General features: G+C 58.9%; 15 protein-coding genes and 1 pseudogene. 8 read left to right on the forward strand and 8 right to left on the reverse strand.

The genetic code is table 11. The features are described 5' to 3' along the window. Positions 1-88: 88 nt before the first annotated feature. Together AC1RJ3_RS21240 and AC1RJ3_RS21245 are read right to left on the reverse strand one after the other, a co-directional pair. Entirely contained in the window at positions 89-2413 is a 2325-nt protein-coding gene (locus AC1RJ3_RS21240) for an autotransporter outer membrane beta-barrel domain-containing protein (protein ID WP_347927005.1), read from the reverse strand. Between the two features lie 215 nt (positions 2414-2628). Continuing rightward, the gene (locus AC1RJ3_RS21245) at positions 2629-4683 is read right to left on the reverse strand and encodes a hypothetical protein (protein WP_493080337.1); all 2055 of its coding nucleotides are present in this window, start codon (positions 4681-4683) and stop codon (positions 2629-2631) included. A gap of 285 nt (positions 4684-4968) precedes the next feature. Here AC1RJ3_RS21245 and AC1RJ3_RS21250 point away from each other — a divergent pair, with 285 nt between their 5' ends. From AC1RJ3_RS21250 to AC1RJ3_RS21270, 5 genes are all read left to right on the forward strand, one after another. Then, positions 4969-5988, forward strand: a complete 1020-nt coding sequence (locus tag AC1RJ3_RS21250) for a LacI family DNA-binding transcriptional regulator (RefSeq protein WP_493080339.1) — start codon at positions 4969-4971, stop codon at positions 5986-5988. A 198-nt stretch (positions 5989-6186) separates the two neighbouring features. Next, the gene (locus AC1RJ3_RS21255; protein WP_493080341.1) at positions 6187-6969 is read left to right on the forward strand and encodes a sugar phosphate isomerase/epimerase family protein; all 783 of its coding nucleotides are present in this window, start codon (positions 6187-6189) and stop codon (positions 6967-6969) included. Then, positions 6962-7942 (forward strand): sugar kinase, encoded by a 981-nt coding sequence (locus tag AC1RJ3_RS21260; protein WP_493080343.1) that lies wholly within the window; start codon positions 6962-6964, stop codon positions 7940-7942. The genes AC1RJ3_RS21255 and AC1RJ3_RS21260 overlap by 8 nt, the downstream gene beginning before the upstream one ends. Positions 7943-7995: 53 nt before the next feature. Further along, a complete protein-coding gene (locus AC1RJ3_RS21265) occupies positions 7996-9294 on the forward strand; it encodes an MFS transporter (protein WP_493080345.1) in 1299 nt (432 codons plus the stop codon). Between the two features lie 21 nt (positions 9295-9315). Beyond that, positions 9316-10302, forward strand: a complete 987-nt coding sequence (locus tag AC1RJ3_RS21270; RefSeq protein WP_493080347.1) for an NAD(P)-dependent oxidoreductase — start codon at positions 9316-9318, stop codon at positions 10300-10302. A gap of 83 nt (positions 10303-10385) precedes the next feature. Here the strand turns inward: AC1RJ3_RS21270 and AC1RJ3_RS21275 are convergent, their stop codons facing one another. The 5 genes and pseudogenes from AC1RJ3_RS21275 to AC1RJ3_RS21295 form a co-directional block, all read right to left on the reverse strand. Further along, a complete protein-coding gene (locus AC1RJ3_RS21275) occupies positions 10386-11573 on the reverse strand; it encodes a pyridoxal phosphate-dependent aminotransferase (protein WP_493080349.1) in 1188 nt (395 codons plus the stop codon). A 40-nt stretch (positions 11574-11613) separates the two neighbouring features. Further along, a complete protein-coding gene (locus tag AC1RJ3_RS21280) occupies positions 11614-12477 on the reverse strand; it encodes a methyl-accepting chemotaxis protein (RefSeq protein WP_371917664.1) in 864 nt (287 codons plus the stop codon). Beyond that, positions 12472-13239: pseudogene (locus AC1RJ3_RS21285) on the reverse strand (MCP four helix bundle domain-containing protein); the annotation flags it as partial. The gene AC1RJ3_RS21280 and the pseudogene AC1RJ3_RS21285, both read right to left, overlap by 6 nt. A 325-nt stretch (positions 13240-13564) precedes the next feature. Further along, positions 13565-14707, reverse strand: a complete 1143-nt coding sequence (locus tag AC1RJ3_RS21290) for a glycerate kinase (protein WP_493080351.1) — start codon at positions 14705-14707, stop codon at positions 13565-13567. A 206-nt stretch (positions 14708-14913) separates the two neighbouring features. Then, positions 14914-16035: a sugar diacid recognition domain-containing protein gene (locus AC1RJ3_RS21295; protein WP_493080353.1), complete on the reverse strand. Its 1122-nt coding sequence runs from the start codon at positions 16033-16035 to the stop codon at positions 14914-14916. Between the two features lie 167 nt (positions 16036-16202). Here AC1RJ3_RS21295 and AC1RJ3_RS21300 point away from each other — a divergent pair, with 167 nt between their 5' ends. The 3 genes from AC1RJ3_RS21300 (at position 16203) to rarD (ending at position 19744) form a co-directional block, all read left to right on the forward strand. Continuing rightward, positions 16203-17513 carry an MFS transporter gene (locus AC1RJ3_RS21300; protein WP_054597711.1) on the forward strand — a complete coding sequence of 437 codons (1311 nt, stop codon included), beginning with the start codon at positions 16203-16205 and terminating at the stop codon, positions 17511-17513. 100 nt (positions 17514-17613) lie between these two features. Continuing rightward, positions 17614-18627, forward strand: a complete 1014-nt coding sequence (locus AC1RJ3_RS21305; protein ID WP_054597712.1) for an aldo/keto reductase — start codon at positions 17614-17616, stop codon at positions 18625-18627. Between the two features lie 235 nt (positions 18628-18862). After that, the gene (gene rarD, locus AC1RJ3_RS21310; protein WP_493080355.1) at positions 18863-19744 is read left to right on the forward strand and encodes an EamA family transporter RarD; all 882 of its coding nucleotides are present in this window, start codon (positions 18863-18865) and stop codon (positions 19742-19744) included. 116 nt (positions 19745-19860) lie between these two features. Here the strand turns inward: rarD and hppD are convergent, their stop codons facing one another. Next, complete coding sequence (hppD, locus tag AC1RJ3_RS21315; protein WP_054597714.1) at positions 19861-20937, reverse strand: 4-hydroxyphenylpyruvate dioxygenase; 1077 nt, start codon at positions 20935-20937, stop codon at positions 19861-19863. Between the last annotated feature and the right edge of the window lie 10 nt (positions 20938-20947).

Consider the following 20947-nt stretch of genomic DNA (forward strand, 5'->3'; position numbering starts at 1 on the left):
GGTTTCACCAGGGTTTGCGACTGCAAAAAAAAACCATAAAAAAGCCGCACTTCTGTCGAAACGCGGCTTTCCAAAATTTCATCGCCCCTTAAAACTTGAGCTGCACGCCCAGCGTCCCGCGGGTCGGCATTTCGATGTTCTTGCCGTTCATGTACTCGACCTCGGCGTTTACACTCCAGCGGTCGGTCAGCTTCATGGCAACCCCCGTCGCCACTTCCAGGCGCGACCCGGAGAGTTTATGTTTAAACCGAGTGTCGTTGACCTTGAACTCATTGCTTGCGGAAAACTCATGCGCCAGCGCCGCACGGACATAAGGCTGCAGTGTGCTGCCGTTCTTCATCTGCAAGTCACGACCCGCCGTTACCCCAACCTTGCCCAGCAATGAATAGGTCCCGTCGTCCTCGACCTCCATGCCGTTATCCAGACCATAATTCTTGCCCTGAATGTAGGCGGTCGACCACCGAGTGGAGGGCTCGATGAAATATCCGTTGCGGAGTTCGATTTTCCGACCCGCCTCCACAGACGCACTCACGGCGGTGTTACCGTAATCCCCCTTGGACTCTTCCCCATCACTCATCGCAACATCAGCCTTGCTCTCCAAGCGATTGAGCTTGAGAGTGCTATCGACGTAATACCCCTGCTCACCCAACCAGGTCAGGTAGCTGCCCAGGAAGTAGCTGTCGACGGTGGCCGAACTGCCATGGTTCAGAGCAAGGTCCGATTGGCTATAACCAGCCATCACCCCCAGCATCCACCGACTGTCGCCCAACGGTGTATCGACACCCAACGCAAAACCCTTCTGCGTTTGCTGAAAGCTATTGCCGTAGTCCCCATTGACGTTGTACTTGCTGCCAAAAGCGCGGCTCCAGGCCCCCGACTTGCCGGGGTTGAAGCGCACTTCACCCATGCGCGTGCGTAGCGAGGCGTCTTCGCCGTATAACACGGTGAGCGGTGCACCAAACAAGGCACTGACGACCTGAGTGGAGGGGCTGACGGTGAGCTTGCTCGGGTCGAGGAACCAGTTTTTACCGGTTGTATCCTGAGTCAGCCCATAGGAATACGTCCCCAGATCGACCGTACCATCGGCATTGGCCAACTTGAACTGAGCATCGCCACCTTGTGTGTGCACCACAGTGATCGGCTCGCCACTAGCCGGATCGACACCGCTGCTGGTGATCAGCAGTCGATGATCGCCGGTAGCGGTGCCGGTGACGTTCAACAAATCAGTCTCACCCGTGGTGAAGTGGGTGCGCATGAGAAACAGGCCGTCGCCCGACAGGTTGGTTACATCCAGTTGTTTGTAGTCATTGCCATGATCGGCACCAAACCTGACAGTGCCCTCTGTGTGCAGGTCACCGACCTGGCTGTTGCCGGTCATGGTCCATTCGGATTGACGATCGATGCCGACCGTGGCCACGTTCTCCAGGCGCCCGGTCAATAGAGAACCTTGCTGCAGCTGAACATTCGCCGTACTACCCGACTCGGCGATCACGTCACCGGTCAGCGAGCCTTGCTTGAAATTCAGGTTCGCGGTGCTGTTGCCGGCCACTTGAACATTGCCGTTCAGTGCGCTGTTACCGACGTTCATATTGACCAACGCCTTGCCCGTCACGTCCAGAATGATGCCGTTACCGCCCTTGAGAGTGGAACCGTTGAGAATATCGATCTGCGTCGGGGCACTGTCCTTACCGGCGTAATCGACAAGGATCGCCGAACCCGTTCGACTTTCCGCACTCGAGTTGTCCAGCACCAGTGTGCCGGGTTGATCAACCGTGGTATCCAGCGTGAAGCTCACGCCATTCTGACCGCCAATGATGCGGCTGCCGTTGCTGGCAGTCACGCTGCCATTGGTCAGCCGAAGCCCATAACTGGTGGCGCCGGTACCTTCGAGCGTGGAGTTCGAAAGCGCCAGGGTGCTAAGGCTGGTGACCCACGCCCCCCCCGTCGCGCCAGTGATCGTACTGCCGGTCACTGTCGCGGTAGAGCCAGTATCCGTGGTCGCATCGCGAGCGATGCGCATACCCAAGCGGCTACTGTTGATGGTGCTGTCGGTAATCGTCGCGACACTGTTGATCAGTTCGACACCGTTATTGCCGCCAGCCGCGTTGACGGTGGTATTGACCAGATTGACCACCGAGCCCCGGCTGGCTGAAATCTGTTGCGTCGTGCCGGAATTGACATTGAGCGTCGACTGTATAGCTCGAATATCAAACGTCGACATACCGTTGACTGTTAAAACGGCATCTTTGTAAAGCTGCCAGTCCTGGGTGATCCCCGGCGGGCCGATTGTCAGTTCGACGCCATCCAGCTGTTGGGCGCTGGCATAGGGGGCGATCATCGACATTAGGGCCAGTGATGACATATTGAGCCCGATGACAACCGGGTTCAGGTTAAATAGTTGCGTTAACGACATAGTGAGGTATCCAGGTAATTATCCGTCCTTAAAGGAAAGATCCAGTAATCCGATACGGGAGCTCTCCTCCCGGAATGCGCGGGAGACTACGTGCGTAAACGATTCGCGTATGTAGGACTTTTCATCAGCCTAATCAGACTTTTCCCTCTGGTGGGTCGGAGCATGAAAAGCAGAGAGCGGTGTTGGCCTCTCTCTGCTGACTCGATCATTATTGATTAACGTGTTGGCGCATCTTCGCAATACACACCACTGGACAACAACCTTACTTCGCGCAGGCGCTCTTTTGACGAAACTGGCAGACTATCAACCTGCACGACGTACCAGAGTTTTATAGAACCATTTGGCATTCCAGAGTCATTCGTCGGCTGCATGGGTCTTATCTTGGTCAAATAGGGCTTGATGTTTACCGAAAATTCGCCCGCCGCCAAATCACTGTCACTTATAGTATGAGACTCTGAGAACTCGGTACCACCGATGACATCGAACCCAAACTTATCGGACGCCCCCACTGAACACACTATGACAACGGAGTCCTTCGGCATATAGGCGGCAACAACAGGGACGACCACTTTCAGATGACGATCTGGGAGCTCAAGACTTTTGCAGTTAATGACGTCAATTCCACCAACTGGAAAGTCCTGTACCCATGGCTCCACAAACTCGACTGTCTTCGGATCTACGGTAACTACAGTTTTTGGCGAGACCCAGGTATTGGAACTATCGTTCCCTATAATATCCCACCAGGCATCTTTTCTCCCTGTGCCTACCTGTTCAATAATGGCCACAGGTATATCATGAGTCAGTTCTGCCTCAGAACCGGTCAATGCCAATTCGAAGACCTTCACTCCGTGGTACCAGAGTCGAGCAATCTCATTGCCTAGAATCACCCAGGTGTCATCCAAATTTTTCATTGGCGTCTGGATAGTGACCGGTTTTCCACGGTCCAGGCCCGTAATATGATTCAGCGTTCCTGAGTCCCCTGTAACCCCAACTTTCACCATATTTGGATTGGTCTCGCTCGGCAGATTGGGGTTAATCGGGCCGGCTTCCGTGAGATCAGTAGTAAATTGTGTTGCAGGTGAGGGGCGCGGTGTCTCGGTCCCTCGTTTCAGCAGATAAAGCGATTTTGTGGGGGTTGGTGTCTCACGATCGATGAACAGTAATTTGATGTCCTGATAGCGAAGTGGGAACCGAAGTGGACCAGTTCCAATACCCACCTCGATCTGCGCCACATCGATAGGAGTGGCACCAGCAATAGTGCTCTGTATCTGGAGCAGAATTTTGTCTGTGTGGAACCAGTTCTTACCACGATCTACATAGGCATAAATAGTTGATTTAAATGTTTCATAATTAAGCACACCCCCTTCACCCACGATCGGAATTCTAGGCTTATTAAACTCGGGCTCAGGGCGCAACGCCACCCTAATGGCGGCATTGTATGAAACCTTACTGACGTTACCTGTCGCGTCCGTAACAGTGCAGCACACATAAATATCTCCATCGTTTGCCACTTCAGATGCAAATTTTTCAACCGAAACATCCAGAAGACCATCGACACCCAGCGCCCCGAAATAAACCACATTCAACAGTGGACCATCTGCCCCTGACTGAGTGGTGGAGATAGAAACTTTAAAAACATCATCAAGCAACCGGAATTGATACCCCAAGGCAAATTTCAGTTGCAGGAATTTATTATCTATCAGCCACTGCTCATCAATTCCAGACGAAGCATTTAGGACCTCCGGCACATCAGGCCGAAGGAAACTAGCATCATGCTTGCTTTGATAAGGCGCGTAACGATCGGCGAGAACAGGTAGTTTTAGTGAGGGAAGATCATTACCGGTTCCGGAATCAGTGACGATAAACCGCACCTGATAGCTAGTTTCTGGGTTAACTTTATCATCATCAACCAGGTGACTACTCGGAAAGAAAACTGTTAGAGGGAATCCTTCTAAACTATCAGGTAAATCCTCTGCCCCACCCTCATAAACCGGTCCTGAATCACCCTTCCTCGGATCTATCACCTGCAACTTTAACGTGTCACCTTTTTTGTATTCATGATCATTACTCAGCTTTCTTATAATAACCGGTATTTCTGCCTTATCCAGAATAGATTTAGGTAGCAGTCCGCTTGGGTGAATCCCCTCAATCTCTGGAGCCGGATGCTGCTCGGCCGCTTCTGGCAAATTGAAAGAACGGTGTTTAATAAGCGTTTTCTTAGCAATTTCTTTGTTAGTCAGCGTCGGTGTCAGTTTTTCGTTAGCAGTCATTTCACGTTCTCCATCACAGTTGAATTGATGCACGTCCGAACAGGCGTTGTTGGGGACCGTTCTTCAATAACAGGCGGTGACCTGTTATGCCTGCAAGAAATTAAACGCCCTATCCCCAACACCGGCTACTGTCAGATCTGACAGGTCTGAAGACCGCCTGTCGGTTAAATCCGACTTTTCCTACAACTTCCTTCGCCGATGAACTTGACGTTCACCCGCGCTTGGTGTTTTCTGAAACCGGTTTCAGCAGCCGCCACCACAACTCAAACAACAAGGCTTCACACCGTGACTACTTTTTCCGCCGCCCAGCGCGGTCGCGTCACCATGCTCGATGTTGCCGAGCACGCCAGGGTCTCCAAGGCCAGCGTGTCGCGTTTTATTGGCGAAGACCGCGCCTTGCTGTCCGAAGCCACTGCCAAGCGCATCGAGCAAGCGATCAGCGAACTGGGCTATCGTCCGAACCAGATGGCTCGCGGTTTGAAACGCGGGCGAACCCGTCTGATCGGCATGCTGGTGGCCGATATCCGTAACCCCTATTCGATTGCCGTGATGCATGGCGTGGAAACCGCCTGCCGTCAGCACGGCTACAGCCTGGTGGTGTGCAACACCGACCGCGACGATGAGCAGGAACGCCAGCATCTGGCGGCACTGCGCTCGTACAACATCGAAGGCTTGATCGTGAACACCCTCGGCCATCACCTTGATGAGCTGCGCGAGCTGCACCGTGAACTGCCGATGGTGCTGGTGGATCGCAAGGTCGATCTGCTGGACAGCGACCTGGTCGGGCTGAACAACCCGGCAGCGGTCGAGATGGCGCTGGATCATCTTGAAGCACGCGGCTATCGCGACATTGTGTTGGTCAGCGAACCCTTCGACGGCACCAGCTCACGGATTGAGCGGGTGAACAGCTTCAAGGCGCAGATCGAGCGACGCACGCTGCTGAGCGGTGCGGTGGTTGAGACCGGCAGTGAGCTGAACGCACAGCTGAAATCCTTCCTGGCTACACCCGGTCCCGGTCCAAAAGCGCTGTTTTGCGCCAACGGTATTGCCGCGTTGGCCGGCACCCGCGCCTTGCGCGAGTTGGGTTGCAGGCTGTTTGAAGACATCGGCTTGATCGCCCTCGATGACCTCGACTGGTACCCGCTGGTGGGCAGCGGTATTACTGCCCTCGCCCAGCCAACCGCAGAGATTGGCGCGAGCGCGTTCGAGTGTTTGCTCAAGCGCTTGCGCGGCGATGCCGGGCCGGCGCGGACCCTGGATTTTGCGGCGCGGCTGATTGAGCGTGGGTCGACACGGCCGCGCTGAAACTTTGTGGCGAGGGAGCTTGCTCCCGCTGGGTTGCGAAGCGGCCCTAAACGGCTGACTGCGTTGTATCAGGCATAACCCATGTGCTGGTTTACGGCTGCTCCGCAGCCGAGCGGGAGCAAGCTCCCTCGCCACAGGTTGTGAATGGCAGCAAAAAAATTTGAACAAAAATGAAACCGGTTTCAGAGGTGCAAAACAATGAATAAACCACCCGTTTCCATCAGCCTTTCCAGCTACGGCGCCGAACTGGTTCGCCAGCGTGGGCAGTTGAGTTTTGTCGAGTTGCTGGCCGCTGCCGGCGCTGATCGCATTGAGCTGCGTGAAGAACTGCTCACCAATGAAGTGCCGACAGAAGTGGCTGCGGCCATCGAACACAGCGGCTTGGGTTGCGTGTTTTCCTCACCGCTGGAACTGTGGCTGACCGGGCAGGAGCAGCCCCATCCAGAATTGCCCGACACCTTAAGGCGAGCCCGGGCGTTTGGCGCCAAGTGGCTGAAAGTCTCGCTGGGTGAATTCACCGACACTCACTCTCTGTCGGCGCTGGCCCGCTGCTTGTCCCAAAGCCCGGTGCAGTTGCTGGTGGAGAATGACCAGACCTTGCAGGGTGGACGCATCGAGCCGTTCCAACGGTTTTTTATGGCGATTGAAGCGCATGCGCTGCCGGTGCAGATGACCTTCGATATCGGCAACTGGCAATGGCAGGACCAATCCGCCGCCAGCGCCGCATGCCTGCTGGGCCGGCATGTCGGCTATGTGCACTGCAAAGCGGTCCGTCGTCGTGCCGACGGCAAGCTGGTCGCCATACCGCCCTCGCTTGATGATTTGCACGAATGGGCACAACACCTGCAACACATGCCCCAAGGGGTGATGCGGGCGGTGGAGTATCCGTTGCAAGGTGCCGACCTGGTGCAGTTGACCGCCGAGCATGTCGCCACCCTCGCCCGCCTGGGTCAAGTACGGCTGGAGAGTGCTCATGTCTGAGATCGATATTCTGTCGTTTGGCGAAACCATGGCGATGTTTGTCGCCGAACAGAGCGGTGATCTGGCCGACGTTACGCAGTTCCACAAGCGCATCGCCGGTGCCGACAGTAATGTCGCGATTGGTCTGTCGCGACTGGGGTTCAAGGTGTCCTGGCTGAGCCGGGTCGGTGCGGATTCGCTGGGCCGGTTTGTGGTCGACACCCTGGAACAGGAAGGTCTGGATTGTCGTTTCGTCGAGACCGATCACGCACACCCAACCGGTTTCCAGCTCAAGTCGCGTGCCGACGATGGCAGCGACCCTCACGTCGAATACTTCCGCCGGGGTTCGGCGGCCAGTCTTCTGTCCGTGCAGTCGATCGTGCCTGAACAGCTTGAAGCCCGACATCTGCACGCTACCGGCATTGTGCCGGCGCTGTCCGAGTCGGCGCGGCAGATGTCTTTCGAATTGATGACGCGCATGCGTCAGGCCGGGCGCAGCGTCTCGTTCGACCCCAACCTGCGCCCGACGCTGTGGGGCAGCGAACAGCAGATGATCGGCGAAATCAATCGCCTCGCCGCCTTGGCCCATTGGGTGCTGCCGGGCTTGAGCGAGGGACGCTTGCTCAGCGGTTTCGAGGACCCGGCCGACATTGCGGCGTTTTATCTGGATCAGGGCGCCGAGGCGGTGGTGATCAAACTCGGCCCTGACGGCGCCTATTACCGCACCCAACACGATCAGGGTTTTGTACCCGGTGTGCCCGTGACCACCGTGGTGGACACGGTGGGTGCCGGCGATGGTTTTGCGGTCGGGATGATCAGCGCCCTGCTGGAGAACCTCAGTATCCCGGACGCCGTACAGCGCGCCAACTGGATTGGCAGCCGCGCGGTGCAGAGCCGGGGGGATATGGAGGGCTTGCCCAAGCGCAGTGAATTGCCCCATGGACTCACCCATCGTTCCCACGCAGAGCATGGGAACGAGATCAATCGTTACTGATGTTTTGAACCGTTACCTGTTGCGACAAAAACAACAAGCTCAGGAGCACTACCATGCAAACGCTGAACCTCGCCACCCGCCGCTGGTGGTACATCATGCCGATGGTGTTTATCACCTACAGCCTGGCGTATCTGGACCGCGCCAACTACGGTTTTGCCGCCGCCTCCGGGATGGCCGCCGACCTGATGATCACACCGGGGCTGTCCTCGCTGCTCGGTGCGCTGTTCTTTCTCGGGTACTTTTTCTTCCAGGTGCCGGGGGCGATCTACGCGCAAAAGCACAGCGTGAAGAAACTGATCTTCGTCAGCCTGATCCTCTGGGGTGGCCTCGCCACGTTGACCGGCATCGTCTCCAACGCCTACATGCTGATCGCCATCCGTTTCCTGCTGGGGGTGGTCGAAGCCGCCGTGATGCCGGCGATGCTGGTTTACCTGTGCCACTGGTTCACCCGCGCCGAACGCTCGCGAGCCAATACGTTTCTGATTCTCGGCAACCCGGTGACCATGCTCTGGATGTCGGTGGTGTCGGGTTATCTGGTGGAGCATTTCAGCTGGCGCTGGATGTTTATCGTCGAAGGGTTACCGGCGGTGCTCTGGGCATTTATCTGGTGGCGCCTGGCCGATGATCGGCCTGCCGACGCCAAGTGGCTGAGCAACCAGCATAAGCTTGACCTGCAAAGCGCCCTGGCCGCTGAACAGGTCGGGATCAAAGCGGTGAAAAACTACGCCGAAGCGTTCCGCTCCCCCAAAGTGATCATCCTGGCCTTGCAGTTTTTCTGCTGGAGCATCGGCGTTTACGGGTTTGTGCTGTGGCTGCCGTCGATCCTCAAACACGGCGCGCAGATGAACATGATCGAAGCCGGCTGGCTGTCGGCGCTGCCGTATCTGGCAGCGGTGATTGCGATGCTCGGTGTGTCCTGGGGCTCGGACCGGATTCAGCGGCGCAAACGTTTCGTCTGGCCGCCGTTGTTGATCGCCTCCATCGCGTTTTACGCATCCTATGCCCTTGGCGCCGAACACTTCTGGTGGTCCTACGCGCTGCTGGTGATTGCTGGCGCCTGCATGTACGCCCCTTACGGGCCATTCTTTGCCATCGTCCCGGAGATCCTGCCAGCCAACGTCGCCGGCGGTGCCATGGCGCTGATCAACAGCATGGGCGCCCTCGGCTCGTTCGGCGGTTCGTATCTGGTCGGCTATTTGAACAGTTCCACCGGCTCGCCCGGCGCCTCTTACCTATTGATGAGCGCGGCCTTGATGCTTTCGGTGGTGCTGACGATTTTCCTCAAGCCCGGCGCCAGCGACCGGGCCCAACCCTCGCGTGCGACGGCCCGGACCGTAGCGGCACATTCCTGAATTGAACAAGAGACTGATCGGATGAAAAAGCAGGTCGTGCTGTACAAAAAACTCTCTGCGCCACTCATGGCTCGCTTGCACGAACAGGCCGAGGTGACGCTGATCGACAGCCTTGACGCCGAGGGCCTGAAACGCTTGCGCGAAGCGCTGCCCACGGCCCACGGTCTGCTGGGCGCCAGCCTGAAGCTGGACGCCGAACTGCTCGACCTGGCGCCACGCTTGGAGGCCATTGCCAGCGTCTCGGTCGGCGTCGACAACTACGACATCGACTACCTGAACCGCCGACAGATCCTGCTCAGCAATACCCCGGACGTGTTGACCGAAACCACCGCCGACACCGGTTTTGCGTTGATTCTGGCGACGGCCCGGCGTGTGGTCGAGCTGGCCAATCTGGTGCGCGCCGGACAATGGAACCGCAACATCGGCCCGGCGCATTTCGGCACCGATGTACATGGCAAGACCTTGGGCATTATCGGCATGGGCCGCATCGGCGAGGCGTTGGCCCAGCGTGGGCATTTCGGTTTCGGGATGCCGATTATCTATCACAGCCACAGCGCCAAACCTGCGGTGGAACAGCGTTTCGACGCGCAGTACCGCAGCCTTCCTGCGCTGTTGCAGCAGGCCGATTTTATCTGCCTGACATTACCGCTGACCGCTGAAACCGAAGGATTGATCGGCGCCGAGCAGTTTGCACTGATGCGCCCGGAAAGTATTTTTATCAATATCTCCCGAGGCAAAGTGGTCGATGAAACGGCGTTGATCGAAGCGTTGCGCCAAGGGCAGATTCGCGCGGCGGGGCTGGATGTGTTCGAGCGTGAACCGCTGGCCTACGACTCGCCGTTGTTGCAGTTGAACAACGTGGTGGCGACTCCGCACATAGGTTCTGCAACCCACGAAACCCGCGAAGCCATGGCCCGCTGTGCGGTTGACAACCTGCTGGCGGCACTGGCCGGTGAGCGCCCGGCGAATCTGGTGAATGGCCAGGTCTGGGAGACACAAAACCTGTAGGAGCACGGCTTGCCGGCGATGGCGATCTTGCGGGCGCCATCGCGGGCAAGCCTTGCTCCTACGAATTAGGAGGTGGTACCGCGTCAGCTCCGGTGGGCTTTCAACAGTTCCGTTGCACAGCGCACGATTCGGCGGCAGGCTTCGGCCAGCCGCTGTTGGTCGAGCACCAGGCCAATGCGAATATGCCCCGCCGCACTTGGCCCGAACGCTTCACCGGCGAGTACCGACACGGCATAGCCTTCCAGCAGTTTCTCGGCGAACGCCTGCGCACCGACCCCGGTCTGGCGCACATCGACCATCACGAACATCCCGCCATCCGGAATGACCGGATTAATGCCTGGGCAATCGCTCAATCGCGCGCACACCAGATCACGCCGCGCACGGTACTCGTTGCGCATCAGCGCAAGTTCCGGCAAATCAGCCTCCAGAGCCACACGCGCTGCGTTCTGCACGAAGTCGGGAATGCCAAAGAGCATGCACAGCGAAAGGTTCTCCAGGTGTTCAGTCAAGCGTTTCGGACCGATCACCCAACCAACTCGCCAGCCCGTCATGGCGTGAGACTTCGACAGACTGTTCACGGTCGCCGTACGTTCGGCCATCCCCGGCAGGCTGGCCGGACTGATGTGCTCACCCTCATATAACAGTTCGCTGTAGACCTCATCGCTGATCAGCCACAAGTCATGCTTGACGCACAAACGCGCCAACGCCTGCCAGATCGGCAGCGACAGGCTTGCCCCGGAAGGATTGTTCGGACTGTTGAGCAGAATGGCGCGAGTCCTGGGAGTGATTCGTGCAGCGATGTCCGTCGGGTCAACGCGAAATCCGTTTTCCGGCCGCACAGCGATGGGTACCACCTTCGCCCCGCAGGCACCGAACACGCCTTCATAGGTCACGTACATCGGTTCGGCGACCAGCACTTCGTCACCCGGATCGAGCAGGCATTGCACCACCGAATACACCGCACACTGCGCGCCCGGCAGCACCAGCACATGATCGGCATCGACCACCTGCCCGCTGCGCCGGGTGTGACGACGGGCGATGCTGGTGCGCAGCGACCGCGTGCCGCGCACCTCCGAATAATGTGTATCACCGGCCAGCAAGCTGTCGATGGCCGCCTGGACGATCGGTTTTGGCGTATCGAAATCCGGGTCGCCGACCGACAGCAGCAGGACATCGACGCCCTGCTCGCGCAATTCCAGCGCTCGGTAGTGAATCTGCCAGGCGTCGGCTCCGTCACCGGCGATTCGTTGGGTCAAGGCTGAATAGCGCATGTACATCTCCTGTCGCGCGAACTCCACATTCAACCCTATCTCAAATCACGAAACGCGCCACCATGGCATTCAAATCAACTGCCAGGCGCGACAGCTCATGGCTGGCGGCGCTGGTCTGGTTGGCACCGGCGGCCGATTGGGTGGCCAGATCGCGGATGTTCACCAGGTTGCGGTCCACTTCGCGCGACACCTGCGCCTGTTCTTCCGAGGCGCTGGCGATCACCAGGTTGCGCTCGTTGATCTGGTGGATCGACTGGGTGATTTGCTCCAGCGCCACGCCGGCCGCACGGGCCAGCTCCAAGGTCGTGTGCGTACGCTGATTGCTTTGCTGCATGGAGTCGACCGCCTCACCGGTGCCGTTTTGAATCCCGGCGACCATTTTTTCGATTTCCTGGGTCGATTGCGCGGTGCGATGCGCCAAGGCGCGGACCTCGTCTGCCACCACCGCAAAACCGCGCCCGGCTTCACCGGCACGCGCCGCTTCGATGGCCGCGTTAAGTGCCAGCAGGTTGGTCTGCTCGGCAATCGCCCGAATCACATCCAGCACCTTGCCGATATCGCGGCCCTGAGTGGCCAGGCCTTCAATCATCAGCGAGGTGCTTTGTACGTCATGGGTCATGGTCTGAATGGCGTTGACGGTTTCCACCACGCGGTCGCGACCTTCACGGGCGGCCTGGGTCGATTGATTCGACGCCTCGGAGGTGGACACCGCGTTGCGTGCGACTTCTTCCACCGCGGCGGTCATTTCATTGACAGCGGTCGCGGCCTGTTCGATCTCGTTGTTTTGCTGTTGCAGACCGCGCGACGCTTCCTCGGTTACGGCGCTGAGCTCTTCTGCGGCAGCCCCCAGCTGGTTCGCGGAACCGGCGATCTGTTCAATGGTTTTGCGCAAGTTGGCCTGCATGGTCGACAAGGCGCCGAGCAAACGCGCCGGTTCGTCCTTGCCATCGACTTCGATGGGTTTGGTGAGGTTACCGCCAGCAATGGACTCGGCGGCGGCAACCGCACGGTTCAGCGGTGTGACGATGCTGCGGGTCAACAGCCAGGCCAGCAACACTGTCACCAGTGCAGCGATCACCGACACCGCAATGATGCCGTTGGTGGCATAGGAATATTGGTCGCCTGCTACAGCATCGGCCTCGGCTGCGCCTGCCTTGTTAATGGCGATCAATTTGTTCAGCTGCTCACCCATCAGATCGGTACCGTCCTTGATACGCGTATTGATCAGGTTGCGCAGTTCATCGAGTTTGTTCTGCCGCGACAGCTCCATCATCTGGCTTTGGGCTTGCAGGTAGCTGTCCAGGGTGGCAGCAAAGGTTTTATACAGCGCCGCTTCTTCCGGGCCGGCTGGCAGGGCTGCGTAGCTCTTTTGAGCTTGTCTGGCCTTGTCAGTGAGTACGTTGATGCGGGTTTCAGCGTCTTGCAGTCCGGCGGCGTCGCGGTTTACCAGCACGCGAAACGAGAGGATACGCAAGCGCAAGACGCTCTCGGTCATGTTCCCAAGGAAGGCGACGCTGGGCAGCTGATTGGTTTCCATGTCGATGGAGGCCTGGCGGATGATCGACATGCGGTTCACGGCAAAGATGCCAAGCACGATGACCAGCAATGCAATGAACGCAAAACCCAGGAACGCTCGAGGCGCGATATTCATATTACGTATGGACATAGGATGACTCTCGGGTGGTGAAGTCTTCGAGCATCCATGCAGTGAACGCTGGCAGGCAGAAAGTTGCGCCCAGCGTGCAGGTAGGCGACTTTTATTTGAGGGGTTATGCGCCTATACCCTGTATCGGCAGGGCTTTAGATTTTATGGAGGGTTGAGCGAAATATATTTCTGGGCAGGAGAAGTGTTTCAGTGGTGAAACACTGCTCCTACCTGTGGCGAAGCCGCCGTAAGCCTTTGCTTTATTTTTTTCCATTTCGGGGCCGCTTCGCGTCCCATCGGGACGGTGCGGCGTTCCGACAAGCTCCCTCGCCACAAAGGACCGTGTTCAGTGCTTATGTACCGCCAGGCGCCAGACGCGGGCGATGTCCCGGGCGCGATCGTGCAGCAGGCGCGGAGCGTCGGCGCAGGCTTGCTCCAGCGTCATTGGCCCGGATGCGAGGGCGAATGCCGCGTCCACGCCATGTTCGTACATCTGCTGGTAGCCCTCGCCGAGCGTGCCGGCAATCACGATTACCGGCACGCCCTGCTGCCGGGCGATACGCGCCACGCCAAACGGAGTTTTGCCGCGCAAGGTCTGGGCGTCGAAGCGGCCCTCGCCGGTGATCACCAGGTCTGCATCACGTACCGCCTCATCCAGGCCGACCAGATCGGCAACCACTTCTACACCGGCGCGAAATTGCGCGCCAAGAAACGCCTTGGCCGCAAAACCCAGACCGCCCGCTGCCCCACTGCCCGGTTCGTCACGCAGATCTTTTCCCAGCGCTTGAGCACAGATCCCGGCGAAATGCCCAAGGGCCTGATCCAGTTGTTGAACCTGCTCGACCGATGCACCTTTCTGTGGACCGAATATCGCTGAGGCACCATGAGGACCGCACAGTGGATTGTTGACGTCGGCGGCGATTTCGAAGCGCACGCTGGCCAGACGCGGGTCCATTTCACTCAGGTCGATCCGTGCCAGTTGCGCCAATGCCAGGCCACCCGGTTGCAATGTCTGGCCCTGGGCATCGAGCAGTCGTACGCCCAGCGCCTGCAACGCACCGGCACCTGCGTCGTTGGTCGCGCTGCCGCCAATGGCCAGGATGATCCGCTGAGCCCCTGCATCGAGTGCCGCGCGGATCAGTTCGCCCGTGCCAAAAGTGCTGCTGGTACATGCATCGCGCAGGCCCACCGGCACCAACTGCAATCCGCTGGCTTCGGCCATTTCGATGATCGCAGTGTGATTGTGGGGCAGCCAGCCCCAGTGCGCGTCGACCTGTATGCCGAGCGGCCCCTGCACGCTGGCGCTGCGCAGCTCACCTTCGCAGGCTGCGAGAATCGACTCGACCGTCCCTTCGCCGCCATCAGCCATCGGACACTTGACCAGCGTCGCGTCCGGCCAGACCTCGGCCAGGCCCAGCGCAATGGCAGTGGCCACGGCTTCGGCGCTGAGGCTGTCCTTGAACGAATCGGGGGCGATGACGATTTTCATGTGAATTCTCCAGTTCCAATGGAGCCCATGCTGCCAGTTGATATGAACAATAACGCCGGTCCGTTGCACAAGTACAACAGGGGTTTATTGTTCATTTTTACAAACCGTCGCCTCCATTCCCGTAGGAGCAGAGCTTGCTAGCGATGGCGCCCGTAAGATCGCCATCGCCGGCAAGCCGTGCTCCTACAGGGTTTTCGTTGAGATCATTAGGGGGGACTGTCCGTCTGCGGTAGCAGTTGCACGCCCAGGTACAGCGCGAGCATGCCGTCGAGGCGCAGCGGATCAACGCCGCTGAGTTCGGCAATGCGCTCCATGCGGTAACGCAAGCTGTTGCGGTGAATGCCCAACGCATCGGCACAGGCCTGGCTTTGGCCATCGTGTTCGCACCAACTTCGTAACGTTGCCAACAGTTGGCCGTTGCTGTCCTTGGCGATGACTTTGCGCAGAGGCGTGAGCAACTCGTCCAGCGCATCGTCGTTGCGATGACGCCAGAGCATAACCGGCAATCGATAGCGATTAAGTATCAGCAAACGGGTTTTCGGCAGCACATCGCGCCCATAGGCCAGCAAGTCGCCGACCCGTCGATAGCAGCGGCGCAAGCCTTGCAAACCATCGGCCTGGCCACCCACGGCAATACGCAGAATGTTCCAGCCCAGGCCCTCGAGTTTTTCCAACAAGCGCTCGTTGTCCACCACTTGCGTGGTCGGCCGGCACCACAGCAACGACGACTTCGCGGAGCTCACGCACCAACTGTCGGGATAGCGTGAGATCAGCCAGGCACTCAAGGCCTCGGCGGTTTGCCCCGCTCCATGTTCCAGGCCCAACTCGAACAAATAAGGTGTGCGCGACAGCTGCGGCTTGAGGCCCATTTGCTGAGCTTCGTCGATCAGCCGTGGCGAATCCCCGGCCTCGCTGAGCAGCAACGCCAACAGGTCATCGCAACGCTGGCGACGCCATTGCTGCTCGGCCTGCTGGTTGCGCTGGCCGACCAGCATCTCGGCAGTCATGCGCACCAGCTCCGCATAGGTACGCAGTTGCTCGGGCTCACCGGTAATACCCAACACGCCAATCAAACGCTGATCGAGCAGCAACGGCAGATTGATCCCCGGCTGCACACCTTTGAGGTGCACGGCGGTCTGCGCGTCGATTTCCACCACGCGCCCATTCGCCAGCACCAGTTGCGCACCTTCGTGCCGGGTGTTGATCCGCTCCGGCTCGCCACTGCCGAGGATCAGCCCCTGGCTGTCCATGACATTGACGTTGTACGGCAGAATGGCCATCGCCCGGTCGACGATATCCTGCGCCAGGTCGTGATCGAGTTCGAACATGCGGCTAATCCTTGAAAACGTGCGGCGATTGATTGTTCACCCGCACAGGCTGTTGGCGCAAACCCTGTGCTCAGGCACAAAGACTTCCGCGTAGGGGTGACCGAGACTCTCCAGGCGACCAACGTTACCCTTGCCTCGCAAAAAATCATAATAAAGAGAGTCCCGCCATGTCACAGAGCGCCGCTGCCACCCTGGCCACCGATGACGATAAAAACGCCGTCTACAAGCGCGTTACCCTGCGCTTGATCCCCTTCATCTTTGTCTGCTACCTGTTCAACTACCTCGACCGGGTCAACGTTGGATTTGCCAAACTGCAGATGCTCGATGCGCTGAAATTCAGCGAAACCGTGTACGGCCTCGGGGCCGGGATTTTCTTCATCGGCTACGTGTTGTGTGGCGTACCGAGCAACCTGGCGCTGACCCGATTTGGCCCACGGCGCTGGATCGCGCTGATGATGGTCACCTGGGGCATGCTGTCGACCTGCCTGCTGTTCGTCACCACGCCGACCGGGTTCTACACCCTGCGCCTGTTCACCGGTGCCGCCGAAGCCGGGTTCTTCCCGGGTGTGGTGCTGTACCTCTCGCAGTGGTTCCCGACCTTCCGCCGTGGCCGCATCATGGCGCTGTTCATGTCGGCGATTCCGGTGTCCGGCCTGCTCGGCAGCCCGTTCTCTGGCTGGATTCTCAACCACTTCGCCGCCGGTCAAGGTGGCCTCGCCGGCTGGCAGTGGATGTTCCTGCTGCAAGGCATTCCGACCATCACGCTGGGTGCGCTGGCGTTCTTCCTGCTCAGCGACAACTTCGCCAGCGCCAAATGGCTCAAACCAGAAGAGCGTGCCGTGCTCGAAGCCGATCAAGCCATCGATTGGGCCAGCAAACCGAAGACCGCCACCGATTCGCTGCTCGCCGTGTTCAAGAACCCGGCGATCTGGGCGTTCGGGCTGATCTATTTCTGCATTCAAAGCGGTGTCTACGCGATCAACTTCTGGTTGCCGTCGATCATCAAGAACCTCGGTTTCGCCGATAACCTGGTGATCGGCTGGCTCAGTGCGATTCCGTACCTGCTGGCCGCCGTGTTTATGCTGATGGTCGGTCGCTCGGCTGACTTGCATAAAGAACGCCGCTGGCATTTGGTGGTACCGATGCTGATGGGCGCGGTGGGTCTGTTGATCGCCGTGAACTTTGCGGCCAACCCAGCCATAGCGATTCTTGGCCTGACCATCGCCACCATGGGCGCCCTCACCGGCTTGCCAATGTTCTGGCCAGTGCCGACTGCCATGCTCAGCGCCGGCGCTGCTGCCGGTGGCCTGGCGTTGATCAACTCCATGGGCCAGATGGCCGGTTTCCTCAGCCCGTACCTGGTCGGTTGGGTCAAGGACAGCACCGGCTCGACCGATGCGGCGTTGTACCTGCTGGCGGGGGTGATTGTTTGCGGCAGTCTGTTGGCGCTGCGTATGACGCGCACGTTGCGCGCTTGATACCCGACAATTGATCTGAGGTGTTCGATAATTCCGTTTGCCCCGTGCGGTTGTTCTGGTATTTGATTGAGCCTTTCCTACCGGCAAAAGGATTTCGCACATGACCTACCGCACACTGGGCCACTCTGGACTGCAAGTGTCCACCCTGACCCTGGGCACCATGATGTTCGGCGAGCAGACCAGCACCGAAGACTCGCTGCGGATCATCGAGAAGGCCTGGGATCAAGGCGTCAACTTCATCGACACGGCAGACGTATACACCGGCGGCCGCTCCGAGGAGATCGTCGGCGAAGCCATTGCCAGTCACCGCCATGAATGGGTGGTGGCTTCCAAGGTCGGCTTCGGCCCGGTGGACGGTGTGCCGAATCGCAGCGGGCTGAGCCGCAAGCACCTGTTCAATGGCATCGATGCAAGCCTGTCCCGCCTGGGCACCGATTACCTGGACATCTATTACCTGCACCGCGAAGACCACAACACGCCGCTGGAGGTCACGGTGTCGGCCATCGGCGACCTGATTCGCCAAGGCAAGATCCGTTACTGGGGCCTGTCCAACTACCGTGGCTGGCGGATCAGCGAGGTGATCCGCGTCGCCGAGAAACTCGGCGTCGACAAACCGGTGATCAGCCAGCCGCTGTACAACATCGTCAATCGCCAGGCCGAAACCGAACAAATCACCGCCGCCAACGCCTACGGACTCGGCGTGGTGCCTTACAGCCCGTTGGCCCGTGGCGTGTTGAGCGGCAAGTACGCGCCAGACGCCACCCCGGACGCCAACAGCCGCGCCGGTCGCCAGGACAAGCGCATCCTGGAAACCGAATGGCGGGTCGAGTCGCTGCGCATTGCCCAGCAGATTCAGGCGTACACCCAAGAGCGCGGCGTCGGCATCGTCGAGTTCGCGATCGCCTGGGTGCTGAACAACTCTGCCGTCAGCTCGGCCATCGTCGGTCCGCGCACCGAAGCCCAATGGGATGCCTACACCAAGGCCCTGGCGGTGAAGATCACGGCTGAAGACGAAGCCTTCATTGACTCGCTGGTAACGCCGGGACACTCGTCGACGCCGGGGTTCAATGACGTGAGTCATTTCGTCTCGGGTCGTAAGCCGCGCAATACCTGAATCATTCCTATGTGGCGAGGGAGCTTGCTCCCGCTGGGCCGCAGGGCGGCCCCAAACCCAGGTATCGCGTTCTCACTGATGAACCGAGTTGCTTGGGTTGCGACAGCTGCGCAGCCGAGCGGGAGCAAGCTCCCTCGCCACAGGATCAGCGTGCAGTCAGATGAACGATATTCTTTGAGTAATCCACGTTATCCTCTGCGCCCCTTGAATTACCGCCACGTCTCGCGAGGACAGTTTGTCTAAAGGTATTGCTCTATCGGTGACAGCCTCGGTGCTGTTCGCCGTCATGTATTTCTACACCTCGTTGCTGTCGCCCCTGAGCGGCGTGGAAATCTTCGGCTGGCGAATGCTGCTGACCGTGCCGTGCATGACCGTGTTCATGGTGGTTTCCGGCGAATGGCGGCGCGTGGTCGAGATCCTCCGTCGGGTGGGCAGCAAACCGGCATTGTTCGGTGGCCTGCTGGTTTCCTCGGCATTGCTCGGCGTGCAACTCTGGTTGTTCATGTGGGCGCCGCTGAACGGCCACAGCCTTGACGTTTCGCTGGGCTACTTCCTGTTGCCACTGACCATGGTGCTGACCGGGCGCATCGTCTATGGCGAACAGCTCTCGTACCTGCAGAAGATCGCCGCGTTTTTCGCCACCCTTGGCGTGCTCAACGAGTTGTATCAGGTGGGCAGTTTTTCCTGGGCGACTCTCTTGGTGGCCATCGGTTACCCGACCTACTTCGTGCTGCGCCGACGCTTGGCGTCGGACAACCTCGGTGGCTTGTGGCTGGACATGACGCTGATGCTGCCGGTGGCGTACGGGTTCGTGCACAGCGGTGAACAAGGCTTTGCAGTATTCGATCAACACCCGTGGTTGTCGCTGCTGATCCCGCTGCTCGGAGTGATCAGTGCTTCGGCGCTGGTGGTGTACATCATCGCCAGCCGCTTGCTGCCGTTCAGCCTGTTCGGGCTGCTGAGCTACGTCGAACCGGTGCTGTTGCTGGGGGTTGCGTTGTTGCTGGGGGAAAGTATCAAGGCGGGAGAATGGCTGACCTACATTCCGATCTGGCTGGCGGTGCTGGTGTTGGTGTTTGAAGGTTTCAAGCATTTGATGCGGCATCGCCGCCCTTGACCTTGACCTTGTAGGAGCCGAGCTTGCTAGCGATGGCAGCGCCGCAACATCCCGGCGGACCGCGGCGCTTCCATCGCTAGCAAGCTCAGCTCCTACAGTTTTACAGCGGTGGCAAATTACTCAGTCGAGAGCACACCACGGCGAACCTGGTCGCGTTCGATGGATTCGAACAGTGCCTTGAAGTTGCCTTCGCCGAAGCCATCGTCGCCTTTACGCTGGATGAATTCGAAGAACACCGGCCCCATCAGGGTTTCCGAGAAGATTTGCAGCAGCAGACGCTTGTCGCCCGCCTCTGACGAACCGTCCAGCAGAATCCCCCGCGCTTGCAGTTCGTTGACCGGTTCGCCGTGGTTCGGCAAACGGCCTTCGAGCATTTCGTAGTAAGTGTCTGGCGGCGCGGTCATGAAGCGCATGCCGATCTTTTTCAGGTGATCCCAGGTCTTGATCAGGTCATCGGAGAGGAAGGCAACGTGCTGGATACCCTCGCCGTTGAACTGCATCAGGAACTCTTCGATCTGCCCGGCGCCCTTGGACGACTCTTCGTTCAGCGGGATGCGGATCATGCCATCCGGGGCGGTCATGGCCTTGGAGGTCAGGCCGGTGTATTCGCCCTTGATGTCGAAGTAACGGATCTCGCGGAAGTTGAACAGCTTCTCGTAGAAGTTCGCCCAATAAGCCATACGGCCGCGGTACACGTTATGGGTCAGGTGGTCGATGATCTTCAGGCCAGCCCCGACCGGGTGACGATCAACGCCTTCGATGAACACGAAATCGATGTCGTAGATCGAGCTGCCTTCACCGAAACGGTCGATCAGGTACAGCGGCGCGCCGCCGATGCCTTTGATCGCCGGCAGGTTCAGTTCCATCGGGCCGGTTTCGATATGGATCGGCTGGGCGCCGAGTTCCAGGGCTCGCTTGTAGGCCTTTTGCGAATCCTTGACCCGGAACGCCATGCCGCATACCGACGGACCGTGTTCAGCCGCGAAGTACGACGCCACGCTGTGGGGTTCGTTGTTGAGGATCAGGTTGATCTGGCCCTGACGATACAGGTGCACGTCTTTGGAGCGGTGGGTCGCGACCTTGGTGAAGCCCATGATCTCGAAGATCGGCTCAAGGGTGTTCGGGGTCGGCGATGCGAGTTCGATGAACTCAAAGCCCATCAGGCCCATTGGGTTTTCGTATAAATCTGCCATGGTTGGCGCC

The organism is Pseudomonas sp. GW822-FHT04C11 (assembly GCF_058800905.1).